This window comes from Streptococcus sp. GMD3S (genome assembly GCF_000298695.2).
Taxonomy (GTDB): Bacteria; Bacillota; Bacilli; order Lactobacillales; family Streptococcaceae; genus Streptococcus.
The window spans coordinates 1-14,240 of record NZ_AJRC02000024.1; the positions used below are offsets into that span (position 1 = coordinate 1).

At 40.7% G+C, this 14,240-nt stretch carries 15 protein-coding genes and 1 pseudogene; 15 read left to right on the top strand and 1 reads right to left on the bottom strand.

Annotation, left to right across the window (positions count from 1 at the left end; translation table 11 throughout):
• The 7 genes from GMD3S_RS0208835 to GMD3S_RS0208865 all read left to right on the top strand — a co-directional run.
• On the top strand, positions 1–392 hold a 392-nt coding region (locus GMD3S_RS0208835; RefSeq protein WP_025172985.1), incomplete at its 5' end, for a carbohydrate ABC transporter permease.
• Between the two features lie 15 nt (positions 393–407).
• Positions 408–1,247: a carbohydrate ABC transporter permease gene (locus tag GMD3S_RS0208840; RefSeq protein ID WP_001183243.1), complete on the top strand. Its 840-nt coding sequence runs from the start codon at positions 408–410 to the stop codon at positions 1,245–1,247.
• Positions 1,248–1,636: 389 nt separating this feature from the next.
• A complete protein-coding gene (locus tag GMD3S_RS0208845) occupies positions 1,637–2,089 on the top strand; it encodes a YhcH/YjgK/YiaL family protein (RefSeq protein ID WP_000575469.1) in 453 nt (150 codons plus the stop codon).
• A 20-nt stretch (positions 2,090–2,109) separates the two neighbouring features.
• Positions 2,110–2,754, top strand: coding sequence for a YesL family protein (locus tag GMD3S_RS0208850; protein ID WP_000057470.1), 645 nt, complete (start codon positions 2,110–2,112; stop codon positions 2,752–2,754).
• 171 nt (positions 2,755–2,925) lie between these two features.
• A complete protein-coding gene (locus GMD3S_RS0208855; RefSeq protein WP_001281472.1) occupies positions 2,926–3,843 on the top strand; it encodes a dihydrodipicolinate synthase family protein in 918 nt (305 codons plus the stop codon).
• Between the two features lie 17 nt (positions 3,844–3,860).
• Positions 3,861–4,757, top strand: a complete 897-nt coding sequence (locus tag GMD3S_RS0208860) for an ROK family protein (protein ID WP_000150239.1) — start codon at positions 3,861–3,863, stop codon at positions 4,755–4,757.
• Positions 4,758–5,180: 423 nt separating this feature from the next.
• A complete protein-coding gene (locus GMD3S_RS0208865) occupies positions 5,181–5,945 on the top strand; it encodes a class I SAM-dependent methyltransferase (RefSeq protein WP_000073842.1) in 765 nt (254 codons plus the stop codon).
• 295 nt (positions 5,946–6,240) lie between these two features.
• Here GMD3S_RS0208865 and GMD3S_RS0208875 read toward each other — a convergent pair whose 3' ends face one another.
• Entirely contained in the window at positions 6,241–7,092 is an 852-nt protein-coding gene (locus tag GMD3S_RS0208875; RefSeq protein ID WP_001039490.1) for a MurR/RpiR family transcriptional regulator, read from the bottom strand.
• Positions 7,093–7,347: 255 nt separating this feature from the next.
• Between GMD3S_RS0208875 and pbp2b the strand changes: the two genes are divergently transcribed.
• The 8 genes and pseudogenes from pbp2b to GMD3S_RS0208915 all read left to right on the top strand — a co-directional run.
• Complete coding sequence (gene pbp2b / locus GMD3S_RS0208880; protein ID WP_001224840.1) at positions 7,348–9,390, top strand: penicillin-binding protein PBP2B; 2,043 nt, start codon at positions 7,348–7,350, stop codon at positions 9,388–9,390.
• Positions 9,391–9,400: 10 nt separating this feature from the next.
• Positions 9,401–9,997 (top strand): recombination mediator RecR, encoded by a 597-nt coding sequence (recR, locus tag GMD3S_RS0208885; protein WP_000966754.1) that lies wholly within the window; start codon positions 9,401–9,403, stop codon positions 9,995–9,997.
• Between the two features lie 303 nt (positions 9,998–10,300).
• Positions 10,301–10,576 (top strand): annotated as a pseudogene (locus tag GMD3S_RS10460) (TIGR04197 family type VII secretion effector).
• A complete protein-coding gene (locus GMD3S_RS0208895) occupies positions 10,564–10,935 on the top strand; it encodes a hypothetical protein (RefSeq protein WP_237738350.1) in 372 nt (123 codons plus the stop codon). Before GMD3S_RS10460 ends, GMD3S_RS0208895 begins: the two are co-directional and overlap by 13 nt.
• Positions 10,926–12,500 (top strand): virulence protein, encoded by a 1,575-nt coding sequence (locus GMD3S_RS0208900; protein ID WP_000538403.1) that lies wholly within the window; start codon positions 10,926–10,928, stop codon positions 12,498–12,500. Before GMD3S_RS0208895 ends, GMD3S_RS0208900 begins: the two co-directional genes overlap by 10 nt.
• Positions 12,501–12,510: 10 nt before the next feature.
• On the top strand, positions 12,511–13,119 hold the full coding sequence (locus tag GMD3S_RS0208905) for a hypothetical protein (protein WP_000780961.1): 609 nt from the start codon (positions 12,511–12,513) through the stop codon (positions 13,117–13,119).
• Entirely contained in the window at positions 13,116–13,742 is a 627-nt protein-coding gene (locus tag GMD3S_RS0208910) for a hypothetical protein (protein WP_001242082.1), read from the top strand. Before GMD3S_RS0208905 ends, GMD3S_RS0208910 begins: the two co-directional genes overlap by 4 nt.
• A partial coding sequence (locus GMD3S_RS0208915; protein ID WP_025172986.1) for a hypothetical protein occupies positions 13,739–14,240 on the top strand: 502 nt, incomplete at its 3' end. The genes GMD3S_RS0208910 and GMD3S_RS0208915, both read left to right, overlap by 4 nt.

Consider the following 14,240-nt stretch of genomic DNA (forward strand, 5'->3'; position numbering starts at 1 on the left):
TCCTTTTGACAACATCTGTTGGTCAACCGATTATTCTTTATATCGCTGCCATGGGGAATATTGATAACTCACTTGTTGAAGCAGCGCGTGTAGACGGTGCGACTGAATTCCAAGTCTTCTGGAAGATCAAATGGCCTAGCCTTCTTCCAACAACTCTTTACATCGCGATCATCACAACCATCAACTCATTCCAATGTTTCGCCTTGATTCAGCTCTTGACTTCTGGTGGTCCAAACTACTCAACAAGTACCTTGATGTACTACCTTTACGAAAAAGCCTTCCAATTGACAGAATACGGCTATGCCAATACCATCGGTGTCTTCTTGGCAGTGATGATTGCCATTGTCAGCTTTGCTCAATTCAAGATCCTCGGAAACGACGTAGAATACTAAAGAAAGGAGACAGTTATGCAACCTACACAAAAGAAACCTTTAACAGCTTTCACTGTTATTTCAACGATTATCTTGCTCTTGTTGACCGTACTGTTCATCTTTCCATTCTACTGGATCTTGACAGGGGCCTTCAAATCACAACCTGATACCATTATGATTCCACCACAGTGGTTCCCTAAAATGCCAACCATGGAGAACTTCCAACAACTCATGGTGCAAAACCCTGCTATGCAGTGGATGTGGAACTCTGTATTTATCTCATTGGTAACCATGTTCCTAGTCTGCGCAACCTCTTCTCTAGCAGGTTATGTCTTGGCTAAGAAACGTTTCTATGGTCAGCGCATTCTCTTTGCAGTCTTTATCGCTGCCATGGCGCTTCCAAAACAAGTTGTCCTTGTACCATTGGTACGTATCGTCAACTTCATGGGAATTCACGATACTCTTTGGGCAGTTATCTTGCCTTTGATTGGATGGCCATTTGGGGTCTTCCTCATGAAACAGTTCAGCGAAAACATCCCAACAGAATTGCTTGAATCAGCTAAAATCGACGGTTGTGGTGAGATTCGTACCTTCTGGAGCGTAGCCTTCCCTATTGTGAAACCAGGATTTGCAGCTCTTGCGATTTTTACCTTCATCAATACTTGGAACGACTACTTTATGCAGTTGGTTATGTTGACTTCACGTCAAAACTTGACCATCTCACTCGGGGTTGCGACCATGCAGGCCGAAATGGCAACCAACTATGGTTTGATCATGGCAGGTGCAGCTCTTGCAGCAGTGCCAATCGTAACAGTCTTCCTTGTCTTCCAAAAATCCTTCACTCAAGGGATCACTATGGGAGCGGTCAAAGGTTAAGAAAAGTAAATTAGTGTATCAAGATTGCAGAAGTGGTCTTGACATGCCATGGAAATATAGAGTTATAAGTGTCTACAAAATGGAGAGTATGCAGTTACTTCGTGAAGTTTTGTCAGACACTTATAAACTTAAGAATGAACTCTTTTCATGATGCTAGATAGAGTAGGTTCGTTTTAGGGTAACTATTTCCCGCTTTAGTGGTATCTAAGATAAGCAATTAACGCTTATCTTAGACGGAATTTTTGAGACTGACGATGAAGGAGTGAAAGGCTCAAAAATTAGGAATGAAATTCCGAAGGAATTTGCTTCCGTCCGCACTGTTACAGGGAAATAGAGGAAGGATAATTCGGAACTGAAAACTAGTAACTATCAGAAACGAAGGAAACAGTATGATTTTTGACGATTTGAAAAACATCACCTTTTACAAAGGGCTTCATCCCAATCTAGATAAGGCTATCGACTATCTCTACCAGCACCGTAAGGATTCTTTCGAACTCGGTAAGTATGAGATTGACGGGGACAAGGTCTTTCTAGTTGTTCAGGAAAATGTCCTCAATCAAGCTGAAAATGATCAGTTTGAGCACCATAAACACTATGCAGACTTGCATTTACTGGTAGAAGGACATGAATATTCGAGCTACGGTTCACGTATCAAAGACGAGGCAGTAGCATTCGACGAAGTGAGCGACATTGGTTTTGTCCATTGTCATGAACGCTACCCAATCTTGTTGGGCTATCACAATTTTGCGATTTTCTTCCCCGGAGAACCACACCAGCCAAATGGCTACGCAGGGATGGAAGAAAAGGTTCGCAAGTATCTCTTTAAAATTTTGATTGATTAAAAGAATCAGGAGGAGCAAACATGGCACAAAAAGGAGTAAGCCTTATCAAGGCAGCATTTGATACAGATAATTTTCTCATGCGTTTCAGTGAGAAGGTCTTGGATATTGTGGCAGTCAATCTTCTTTTTGTCGTCTCTTGTTTGCCCATCGTGACGATTGGAGTGGCGAAAATCAGCCTCTATGAGACTATGTTCGAGATTAAGAGAAGCAGACGGGTACCAGTCTTTAGAACTTATATAAGGGCCTTCAAGCAAAATCTGAAACTGGGGCTTCAGTTGGGTCTGTTAGAGTTGGGCATTGTGTCATTAAGCCTTCTAGACCTCTATCTCTTCTGGGGACAGACTGCTTTGCCTTTCCAGATTGTGAAAGCAATTTGTTTGGGGATTCTCATCTTCCTCACTCTCGTGATGCTGGCTAGCTATCCCATCGCTGCGCGCTATGATTTATCTTGGAAAGAAGTGCTGCAAAAAGGGCTTATCTTGGCAAGTTTTAACTTTCCTTGGTTCTTCCTCATGTTAGCCATTCTCTTTCTCATAGTGATGGTTCTTTATCTATCCGCCTTCACTCTCCTTTTGGGTGGGTCAGCTTTTATCCTCTTTGGTTTTGGTTTGCTGGTCTTTCTCCAAGCAGGATTGATGGAGAAAATTTTCGCCAAATACCAGTAGGATGAGGTATTTCTGAAACTACTTTCAATCGTTACAGTTTCTAAAATACAAGTAGAAACTAAAATCTAAGTGTATACAAGATATTGAAAGCGATTTTCACAAGGTGTATACTAAACTTGTAAAAAATAGAACTGCTCTCAGCAGAAAAAAAGAAATCTTAGGAGAAAATCTATGTCAGATTTGAAAAAATACGAAGGTGTCATTCCAGCCTTCTACGCATGTTATGATGATCAAGGAGAAGTCAGTCCAGAGCGTACGCGTGCTTTGGTTCAATACTTCATTGATAAGGGAGTTCAAGGTCTCTATGTCAACGGTTCTTCTGGTGAATGTATCTACCAAAGTGTGGCAGACCGCAAATTGATTTTGGAAGAAGTCATGGCAGTTGCCAAAGGGAAATTGACCATTATCGCTCACGTAGCTTGCAACAATACCAAAGATAGTATGGAGCTTGCTCGCCACGCGGAAAGCTTGGGTGTAGATGCCATTGCAACGATTCCACCGATTTACTTCCGCTTGCCAGAATACTCAGTTGCCAAATACTGGAATGATATCAGTGCTGCAGCTCCAAACACAGACTACGTGATTTACAATATTCCTCAATTGGCAGGTGTTGCTTTGACTCCAAGTCTCTACACTGAAATGTTGAAGAATCCTCGTGTTATCGGTGTTAAGAACTCTTCTATGCCAGTTCAAGATATCCAAACCTTTGTCAGCCTTGGTGGAGAAGACCACATCGTCTTTAATGGTCCAGATGAACAATTCCTAGGTGGTCGCCTCATGGGTGCCAAAGCTGGTATTGGTGGTACTTATGGTGCTATGCCAGAACTCTTCTTGAAACTTAATGAGTTGATTGCAGAGAAAGATTTGGAAACAGCGCGTGAATTGCAATACGCTATCAACGCAATCATTGGCAAGCTCACTTCTGCTCATGGAAATATGTACGGTGTGATCAAAGAAGTCTTGAAAATCAATGAAGGCTTGAACATTGGTTCTGTCCGTTCACCATTGACGCCAGTGACTGAAGAAGATCGACCAGTTGTAGAAGCAGCTGCAGCCTTGATTCGTGAAACCAAGGAGCGCTTCCTCTAATCCATAAGGAGGTATTTATGACACACTACGTTGCAATTGATATCGGTGGAACCAACATCAAATATGGTTTGATTGACCAAGAAGGCCAACTTGTTGAATCGCATGAAATGCCAACCGAGGCGCATAAGGGTGGACCTCATATCTTACAAAAGACAAAAGATATCGTAGCCAGCTATATAGAAAAAGGCCCAGTAGCAGGTGTTGCCATTTCTTCTGCAGGAATGGTGGATCCTGATAAGGGTGAGATTTTCTATGCTGGTCCTCAGATTCCCAACTATGCAGGAACCCAGTTCAAGAAGGAAATCGAGACGAGTTTTGCTATTCTTTGTGAGATTGAAAATGATGTCAACTGTGCAGGTCTTGCTGAGGCAGTATCTGGTTCAGGTAAGGGAGCGAGTGTCACACTTTGCTTGACCATTGGAACAGGTATCGGTGGTTGCTTGATTATGGATGGGAAAGTCTTCCATGGATTTAGCAATTCGGCCTGCGAAGTCGGTTACATGCACATGCAGGATGGAGCTTTTCAGGATCTTGCTTCTACGACAGCCTTGGTTGAGTATGTAGCAACAGCTCATGGAGATTCAGTTGATCAGTGGAATGGGCGACGCATTTTCAAGGAAGCTACCGAAGGAAACAAGATCTGTATGGCTGGCATTGACCGCATGGTAGACTATTTAGGAAAAGGTCTGGCAAATATTTGCTACGTTGCCAATCCAGAAGTGGTCATTCTCGGTGGCGGTATCATGGGGCAAGAAGCTATCCTCAAACCGAAGATTCGCGCAGCCTTGAAGGCCGCCTTGGTACCAAGCCTAGCTGAAAAAACACGATTAGAATTTGCCCATCACCAAAATACAGCAGGGATGTTGGGTGCCTATTATCATTTTATACTCAATGAAAATCAAAGAGCAAAGTAGGAAGCTAGCCGTAGGCAGTACTTGAGTACGGCAAGGTGAAGCTGACGTGGTTTGAATTTGATTTTCGAAGAGTATCAAGACAAAACAATCCTAGTTTGGAGCTATAGAATTAAGAAAAACACTGAATCACTACTTGAGTGAAAACTGTTTTGCTTAATTCTTTTTTTATTGAAAAATTTGAGCCAAAGGAGGTAATCGTGAGAAACTAGGAGAAAATAACTACCTTGCATAAGAAGTTAAGGCGAGAGCAATTCTATCATCCATTTAATTGATATTTAGCTTGACTAAATGGGAAAATGTGGAAAAATGATATAATGAGATGGATGAGAATTGACAAATTAGAATTTGTAGAGGTGATAAAACTGTAATGGCAACCTATTCACCTGAAGTCGAAATCATATAAAATTACGAGGAGATTGTAAGATGAGTAATTATATAAAATTAAATGAAGATAGATGGAATAATGTAAAAAATGACTATACTGAGCCATTGACACAGGAAGAATTAGAAGAAATTAGAAAGCATCCAATCTCTGTTGCCTTAACTGTTGGGGAAAAAGTCCCCACAGAATGGTTTGAAAAAGCCAAGGGAAAAAAGATATTAGGTTTAGCTTGTGGTGGTGGACAGCAGGGTCCCGTTTTTGCTGTGAAAGGTTATGATGTCACCATCATGGATTTTTCTAAATCACAATTAGAAAGAGATGAGATGGTTGCAAAAAGAGAAGGCCTAAAAATCAATACGGTTCAAAGCGATATGACAAAAGCATTTCCATTTGAAGATGAAACTTTTGATATTATTTTTAATCCGGTTTCAAATGTATATATAGAAGATTTAGATAACATGTATAAAGAAGCCTCTCGCGTATTGAAAAAGGGCGGTTTGTTAATGGTTGGATTTATGAATCCCTGGATCTACATGTATGATGCTGACACTGTATGGGATAAACCCGATGAGGAATTACTGTTAAAGTTTTCACTACCTTTTAATTCAAGAGAGCTTGAAGAGGAAGGCAAAATCACCATCAATCCAGAATATGGATATGAATTTAGCCATACCTTAGAAACACAGATTAGAGGACAACTAAAAAACGGTCTCGCTATGATCGATTTTTATGAATCATGTGATAAAAGACATCGATTATCACCTTATGGAAATGATTATATCGCTACACTTTGCATTAAACTATAAACTTATAGAACATACTTCAGGAGAATAGCTCATTTTATTTTCCTGAAGGGTTAAAATCTAAATCTCACTTTGTCGAAGCAAAATAATTAAATAAAATTAGAGAGAGGAAGTAAAAGCAGCAAATAGTTGAAACTTCCTTTTTTTGATGTCAAACATTCAAAAATGGAAAGGAGATTTAAGGAAGAACTGAAAATACAGATAAACAAGGCATTAGAACAAAGAGAAAGATTGGAAAGACTACCTATGAGTCTACTATCATTTCAAGACAAAACAATCCTAGTTTGGTTGAACCAAACTAGGATTTTCTAACGCGTTTTTGTCTACGATAGCCGTTGAGCTTTTTATTTTCCCAATAGCTGTTAAAGATTTTTTCCTTGCTCTCGCGATTGATTTCCAAAAAGTAGGCATAAATCAAATCTATTAAAATGAGCATAGGGAGTTGAGCGGAAATACGCTGGATGTAAGAAGATTGACTGTGGCTTGCCACAAGGACTGTTTCGGTATAGGCCTGACTGTTTTTGTTTGGAGCACTGGTAAAGAGAATGGTCTTGGCCCCCATTTCCTTGGCATCCAACAAACTATCGAGGACGGATTGGGTAGTGCCTGATAGGGAAAAGCCAAGTACCAGACAGTTTTCATCCATGATACTAGTCGTCCAAGCAAAGCCATCCTGATCGGTCAAAGCTTCACAGACAACACCTAGTCGCATAAAGCGCAGTTTCATCTCACGGGCAATCAGACCAGAACTTCCCGTCCCAAAGAAGTAAACTCGTTCTGCGTCATCGATTAATTGGGCGACGCGTTCCAGTTGTTCTTCGTCAATCAAATCCTGAGTTTGTTCTCGCATGATACTGTAGCTTCGCAAAACACGTTTGGTCAAAGGACTGTGTTTGTGCGAATGAGTGTCCGGTTTACTAGACTGGTGCTGGTATTGAAAGACGAACTCTCGGTAGCCTGTAAAACCACACTTTTTGGCAAAGCGGGTCAAGGCTGCTTGGGAGATATGTAATTTCTGGGTGACTTGCTGAGAAGAAAGATCATCTTGGATCGTTTCAGTTTGCAAAAAATAGCGAGCGATTTCTTGCTCGAGCTCGGTTAATTCTTCAAAATGGAGGTCGATTATGGTTGCGATATCTGGCTTGTTCATGAGGCTCCTTTTTATGAGTCAAAGTCTTAAAAGTTAACGCTTTCCTAACTATTACTATCATTATATCATAGAAAATAGGATAACCAAATAAAAAGGCATTTTCAGTTAAAAGTCAAAAAATGCTTCGACTTTTCCAAGAGTTTCTCCGTAAAATATGGTACAATGAAATGTACTGAGCTTTACCTGTTTGCTCTATTATTTTAGGGGAAATAAGGGTAAAAATCAGAAATTTTTCTAGAAAAGAGTCTTAGCTGTATGAGAAAATTTAATAGCCATTCGATTCCGATTCGGCTTAATTTACTATTTGCGATTGTCATCTTGCTCTTTATGGCCATTATTGGTCGATTGTTATACATGCAGGTGCTCAATAAGGATTTTTATGAAACAAAATTGGCCTCAGCCAGCCAAACAAGGGTAACAACCAGTTCAGCTCGTGGACAGATCTATGATGCAGCAGGGAAACCCTTGGTAGAAAACACTGTCAAGCAGGTTGTTTCTTTCACACGAAACAATAAAATGACGGCAGCTGAATTGAAGGAGACAGCCAAGAAACTCCTTACATATGTAAATGTAACCTCCCCTGATCTGACTGATCGACAGATTGCAGACTATTACTTAGCGGACCAGGATATTTACAAAAAAACAGTCGAATCCTTGCCAAGCGATAAACGCCTGGATTCAGATGGGAATCGTTTATCAGAAGCGACACTTTACAATAATGCGGTTGAAAGCATTGACGTGAGTCAACTTAATTATACAGATGACCAGAAAAAGGAAATCTATCTCTTTAGTCAGCTCAATGCCGTTGAAAATTTTGCGACAGGAACCATTTCTACGGATGCCTTAGATGATACCCAAGTTGCTCTCGTTGCATCAGCGTCCAAGGAATTACCAGGTATCAGTATTTCAACCTCATGGGATCGTAAAGTACTGGATACATCTTTATCGACAATCGTCGGTAGCGTTTCAAATGAAAAGTCAGGACTTCCAGCAGAGGAAGTTGATGCCTATCTCAAAAAAGGCTATTCTCTCAATGACCGAGTGGGAACTTCCTATCTTGAAAAGCAATATGAAGATGTTCTTCAAGGGAAACGCTCCGTCAAAGAAATCCACCTCGACAAACACGGAAATATGGAAAGTGTGGAAAATGTCGAAGAAGGAAGCAAAGGAAACAACATCAAGTTAACGGTTGACCTAGCTTTCCAGAATGGTGTGGACGACCTACTCAAGAGCTACTTCAACTCAGAGTTGGGTAACGGTGGAGCAAAGTACTCTGAAGGAGTCTACGCTGTAGCTCTCAATCCTAAAACCGGTGCAGTTCTGGCCATGTCTGGTGTCAAGCATGATGTCGAATCCGGTAAATTAAGTTCAGATTCGCTTGGAACGATAACCAATGTCTTTGTGCCAGGATCTGTTGTTAAGGCGGCGACCATCAGCTCTGGTTGGGAAAATGGAGTCTTGTCAGGTAATCAAACCTTGACAGACCAGCCGATTGTTTTCCAAGGTTCGGCCCCTATCAATTCATGGTATACCTTGTCCTATGGCTCTTTCCCTATCACAGCAGTTGAGGCTTTGGAATACTCTTCTAATACCTACATGGTTCAAACTGCGCTAGGAATCATGGGACAAACCTACACACCAAATATGACAGTCGCAACGGGACAGTTAGAGACTGCAATGGGCAAATTGCGATCAACCTTCGGGGAATATGGACTCGGAGCTTCAACAGGAATTGACCTCCCAGATGAGTCAACTGGTTTTATACCAAAAGAGTATAATTTTGCTAATTACATTACCAATGCCTTTGGTCAGTTTGATAACTACACCCCAATGCAATTGGCCCAGTACGTTGGAACTATTGCCAACAACGGTGTTCGGATTGCCCCCCACATTGTTGAGGGGATTTATGGAAACAACGAACAAGGTGGCTTAGGGAACTTAATCCAATCTGTTGAAACCAAGGAAATGAATAAAATTAATATTTCTGAGTCTGATGTTTCCATCCTCCAACAAGGATTTTATCAAGTGTCACATGGTGGTAGTGCTTTGACAACCGGTCGTGCCTTTTCAAATGGCGCAGCGGTATCCATTAGTGGAAAAACTGGTACTGCCGAGAGTTATGTTGCGGGAGGTCAAGAAGCTAACAATACTAATGCTGTGGCCTATGCACCATCAGATAATCCTCAAATCGCTGTAGCTGTTGTCTTTCCTCATAACACCAACCTTACAAATGGTGTCGGACCTTCCATTGCGCGCGATATTATCAACCTCTATAACCAACATCATCCAATGAATTAGAAAGGAACATATGCTTTATCCAACACCTATTGCCAAGCTAATTGACAGTTATTCGAAGTTACCGGGTATCGGGATTAAGACGGCTACCCGTCTGGCCTTCTATACTATTGGAATGTCTGATGACGATGTCAATGAATTTGCTAAAAATCTCCTTTCTGCTAAGAGAGAGCTGACCTACTGTTCCATCTGCGGTCGCCTGACTGATGACGATCCTTGCTCTATCTGTACGGATCCGACTCGAGACCAGACAACCATCTTGGTGCTAGAGGATAGTCGCGATGTGGCTGCTATGGAAAATATCCAAGAATACCACGGACTCTATCATGTCTTGCATGGCCTTATTTCTCCGATGAATGGCATCAGCCCAGACGATATCAACCTCAAGAGTCTCATGACCCGTCTCATGGATAGTGAGGTTTCAGAGGTGATCGTAGCAACCAATGCGACAGCGGATGGAGAAGCGACATCTATGTATCTCTCTCGTCTCCTCAAGCCAGCTGGCATCAAGGTCACTCGCCTAGCACGAGGTCTAGCCGTGGGAGCAGATATCGAGTATGCGGACGAAGTCACACTCTTACGAGCCATTGAAAATCGGACAGAGTTGTAGGAGTCAGTAAAAACGTAGCTCATTTTGACACATAAGACAAGCCCTAGGAATTTTTCTTAGGGCTTGTCTTTTTCTGTTTCTCACGAGAGGTGAACAAGCCTTGCTAATAAAACTACTCGAACTATAAGGCATAAGAAAACGGGTTTCCAAAATGACTAGTGACGTCTTTGTCAAACTCATTCACTGAGCGATAGAGTTTATTCTAAGGAGATGAGCGCATTTGCCCTTAGGGTTTGTTTTGAAATCGCACTATTTTTGTGTTATGATATGGTCAATATACAATGAATAAAGGGAGTTTGAAATATGGGTGGAAAGATAAAATCTAGCACGATAGCAGCAGAGGCAGCTATTAATGAATTGGTCGGGTATGACACGAGCAAGAAGCAAAATCAGTAGGTAGAATTTTCGTATACTTCTGAAATTGCTGGGATGGAAGCTGGACGTCAGGCCTGCAATCAAATGCTTCAGGCGGTCAGTGATTTCAGCTCGGCTGTTTTGACCCAAGCAAATAAGTTTCCAGAAATTGCTCATAAGATTGAAAAACGCGACGTAGAGCAGGCTAAGAGGTGGGAACATTAAAAATGGCAGATAAGAACGAAGAAAAACGCTACAAACTTTGGAGAGAAATTGTCAAGATTGACGATAAAGAAGAAAGTCTTCAGACTCTAAAAAGACAATATGAACAGCAGCTAACTCACTTTCACTCAGAAATCCAGAGCATCCACCATCGTATGGCGACTCTATTGGCTCTCTCACCCAGTTCTCGTCAAATGATAGAGCAAATCGAAAGTGAAAATAGAACCATTCAGCGACAGGTCAACTCCTATGTAGATGAGGAACTGGATGAATTGGGAAAACAAACGAAGAAGGCTCGTCGAACTTTCGATGAAGCCAGAGAAGAACTGATATCGGAAAGGAATCGGCTACCATGGGAGTAAAATACAGCGCACAAGAATCACAAGAATTGATTCAGGCCATGACTAACAACCTCCAAGTCGCAAATGAAGTCACGGACCGCTTATCTAGTGGCTGTGATCACCTGATTTCCTCTTTAGACTCAGGTGAGCTGACAGGAGCAGCCTACACAGCTGGTAAAGGTCTCTTCACAGAGATTATCATCCCCAGCATCAAGAAGTTACAAGCAGCGATAGATGATATCCAACTAGAGTTGACTTCCTACAAAAATGCGGATGCTCAGATCTCAGGATATGGTGATTTGGACCTGGACCAACTCAAGGAACTGAAAAAATTGAGGGAAGAGCAGTTAGCTATCGTAGAAGCTCAGATTCAAGCGAGAGAGAACTGGCTAAATCAAATCAAAGACCTCTTTACACTGAATTGGGGGAAAGCCTTCTCTGAGAAGACCATCCTCTACAATACCAAATCTCAAATCGAGTCAGGTATTCAGGATTTGGAAGACAAGATTGAAAAACTAGAATTCTTTGTCTCACAGGTTTCCCAGTATTTCAGTGATAGCCTAGAAGTCCTTAGCTTAGCGATTCAAGGAGCTACGCAACTAAGTAAAATCATTGTCGATAGTGATGGCAACTACTATGCGGACGGTCTGGACATGCGCTGGGTGCAAAAGATGAAGGATGTGAAGATTGTTTCGCATGCCAAAAGAGATTTTCAAGACTCTGAAACTCGTGCAATCAATAAAGCATCAAGGGATATGATGTTATCAGAAGATGGTGATGCCTACTATCGTGCCGAATTAAAGAAGCGCTTAAAAGGTCACGACAAGTCCGAATGGGATAAAATAATTGACGACTACAATCACACTCTTAAGATTGATGAAACAGGGAATATCATTGACATTCATCCCTTGGAGCAAGGCTATGTCGTTTTAAAAAATGGGAAATATGATGATGACTATACTCATTTGGTTAACAAAAAGCTTGATGAACTAAAAGCCCAAAACTTTGAAGCAAATTCAGTCGAATTTTGGAGTGGAGTAGCTCAAATTTTCTCTGGATTGGGAGTTTACTTTGCGAGTGGAGCCCTAGAAGTCTTGAGTGTAATGGCTGGTCCGCCAACAGCAGGGACAAGTATCGTAGCTGGTACCGCAGCATCTGTAACAGGGGTTCAATATGGGAATGTACTGATAGCTAGTGGAGCAGTAACTAGCTTATCAGCTATCACAAAGACGGTTTTACTAAATGGCGAAATTCAGGTTGATTATTCCAGTAACTATGACAGCTGGAAGGCAAATAAACCGACGAGTAAGTCTTTTGGAAAAAAGATTTCTGGACGAGTTAACGGTAAAAAAGTCGATAATATTCGAGTTGATGCGGAGCCAGATAGTGGGAAAATCCAAGTTCAATCGGGGAGTGGAAAGTCAGGTTATAACCTCGACATAGATATTGAAGCCTCAACTATTTCAAGTAGGCAGGATATTGTAAACTGGGTAAATGAACAATCTGAACTAAATGGACTTGGAAAAGGAGCTAAAGAAGAAGTTATCAAAAATATGTGGAAAGCTTTTAAATACTTGACGCAATAAGGAGTGAACAATGAAATTATATTTAAAAGGTGATTATACAAAAAGAGTACCTTATGGTTATTTAGAACTAGCTGGTAAAATGTGGTTTCCAGAAGATGAGCAAATTTCTTACTCAAATGCTGGGAACAATGATGCATTACAAGAAGATTTTTTCTCAAATTTATCCTTGAGGAAAGGCACTGCCGATAAGAGATGGTCTAGTGTCCCCCTAAAGGAAGGGGTACGAAGACTCTTTTCACATATTAAGGAAAGTATTGAAATTAATTTTGAAGATGCATTTGCTACGGATTATACTGAAAAGGGAGACTATCTCCGTATTTTAACCACCCATCTAGAAGTTTTGACAGTTGATAAACGAGCTATGTACATTATGGCGCTTGAGATTGCAAAGGTTATTGACGGGCAAATTAGCGAGGATGCTAAGAATAGCTGGTTGACAATTGAAGAGTTTAAAAGAAAACATGAGGCTATTCTATCTTTAACTTTTGAAGAAGTAAATGAACTAAGTTTGACTGAAATTCAAACGATGGATGTGGTAGACGACCCTCTTTGGGAGGAAGAAGCCACTCGTCGAAAAGAATATATACTAGCACATGGAGGCGATATCTCAGATTTATGAGACTATATATCAAAAGTGATTTTAAGAAAAAAATAACCTTTACGACAAGAGAGTTGCTCAGGGAAATGTGGTTTAAGGAATGGCATGGTCATCCTATTACATACTCAAACGTTGGTGATGATGAGATGCTACAAGATGATTTCTTTTTTGGAGTTCAATTTGATAAATGGCGATTTAATGATAAACGATGGAATCATATACCATATGACAAGAGTGATCCTTGGAATTCGTTTTCTGATGAAAATATTCAATTGGAATTTGAAAAAACTTTCATTACAGAGTGGAGAGAACGTGGAGATTATCTACGTATCGCAACATCTCATATAGATGTTTTAACTGTAGACAAACGTGCTTTATACATTATGGCAACTGAAGTAGCATCTGCCATTGATGGTCAGATTAGCGAAGACGGCAAGCAAAGTTGGCTAAGTGTAGAAGAATTTAAGAAATATCACAAGGATGTTCTTTCACTGACTTATGATGAAGCTGTTGAAATCAGTTTGGAAGAATTAAAGACAATGGTACCGGTAAGAGATCCTCTATGGGAAGAGGAGGAACGGCTTCGAGAAGAATACATCAAAATCCACGGCGAACGTGTTTATGATGATGAGGAAGATGAGTGAGATTATATCTTAAAGGCAACTACGAAACTAGTATATACCAAAACTGTATGGAATATCCTTGGAAAATGTGGTTCAAAGAACGTAAGGGAGTGAAAGTTGGTTTTTCTTATGCATTTGATGATAATTTTTATTTGAGTTTAACTCTAGATAAATTTTCTTCAAATGATGAGCGTTGGGGAATGGCTGATTTTAGAATAGGAAAAGACTCTTGGGCGACTTTTAAGCGTGAAAATTTAAATTTAAATTTTGAAGATTCTTATGAAAGTGATGGGCGAGAAAAAGGAGACTATCTTCGAATAATCACGACTCATAAGGATATTCTAACGGTTGACAAGCGAGCGCTCTATATCATGGCGATTGAGGTAGCATCTGTCATTGACGGTCAAATCAGCGAAGACGACAAAGAAACTTGGCTGAGTGTTGAAGAATTCAAAACGAAACATAAAGACCTACTGAATATGACCTACGACGAAGCAGTCGATATTAGTTTAGAAGAGA

Coding starts and splice junctions, on each gene's coding strand:
- GMD3S_RS0208840 (WP_001183243.1), top strand. CDS start 408: ATGCAACCTACACAAAAGAAACCTTTAACAGCTTTCACTGTTATTTCA.
- GMD3S_RS0208845 (WP_000575469.1), top strand. CDS start 1,637: ATGATTTTTGACGATTTGAAAAACATCACCTTTTACAAAGGGCTTCAT.
- GMD3S_RS0208850 (WP_000057470.1), top strand. CDS start 2,110: ATGGCACAAAAAGGAGTAAGCCTTATCAAGGCAGCATTTGATACAGAT.
- GMD3S_RS0208855 (WP_001281472.1), top strand. CDS start 2,926: ATGTCAGATTTGAAAAAATACGAAGGTGTCATTCCAGCCTTCTACGCA.
- GMD3S_RS0208860 (WP_000150239.1), top strand. CDS start 3,861: ATGACACACTACGTTGCAATTGATATCGGTGGAACCAACATCAAATAT.
- GMD3S_RS0208865 (WP_000073842.1), top strand. CDS start 5,181: ATGAGTAATTATATAAAATTAAATGAAGATAGATGGAATAATGTAAAA.
- GMD3S_RS0208875 (WP_001039490.1), bottom strand. CDS start 7,092: ATGAACAAGCCAGATATCGCAACCATAATCGACCTCCATTTTGAAGAA.
- pbp2b (WP_001224840.1), top strand. CDS start 7,348: ATGAGAAAATTTAATAGCCATTCGATTCCGATTCGGCTTAATTTACTA.
- recR (WP_000966754.1), top strand. CDS start 9,401: ATGCTTTATCCAACACCTATTGCCAAGCTAATTGACAGTTATTCGAAG.
- GMD3S_RS0208900 (WP_000538403.1), top strand. CDS start 10,926: ATGGGAGTAAAATACAGCGCACAAGAATCACAAGAATTGATTCAGGCC.
- GMD3S_RS0208905 (WP_000780961.1), top strand. CDS start 12,511: ATGAAATTATATTTAAAAGGTGATTATACAAAAAGAGTACCTTATGGT.
- GMD3S_RS0208910 (WP_001242082.1), top strand. CDS start 13,116: ATGAGACTATATATCAAAAGTGATTTTAAGAAAAAAATAACCTTTACG.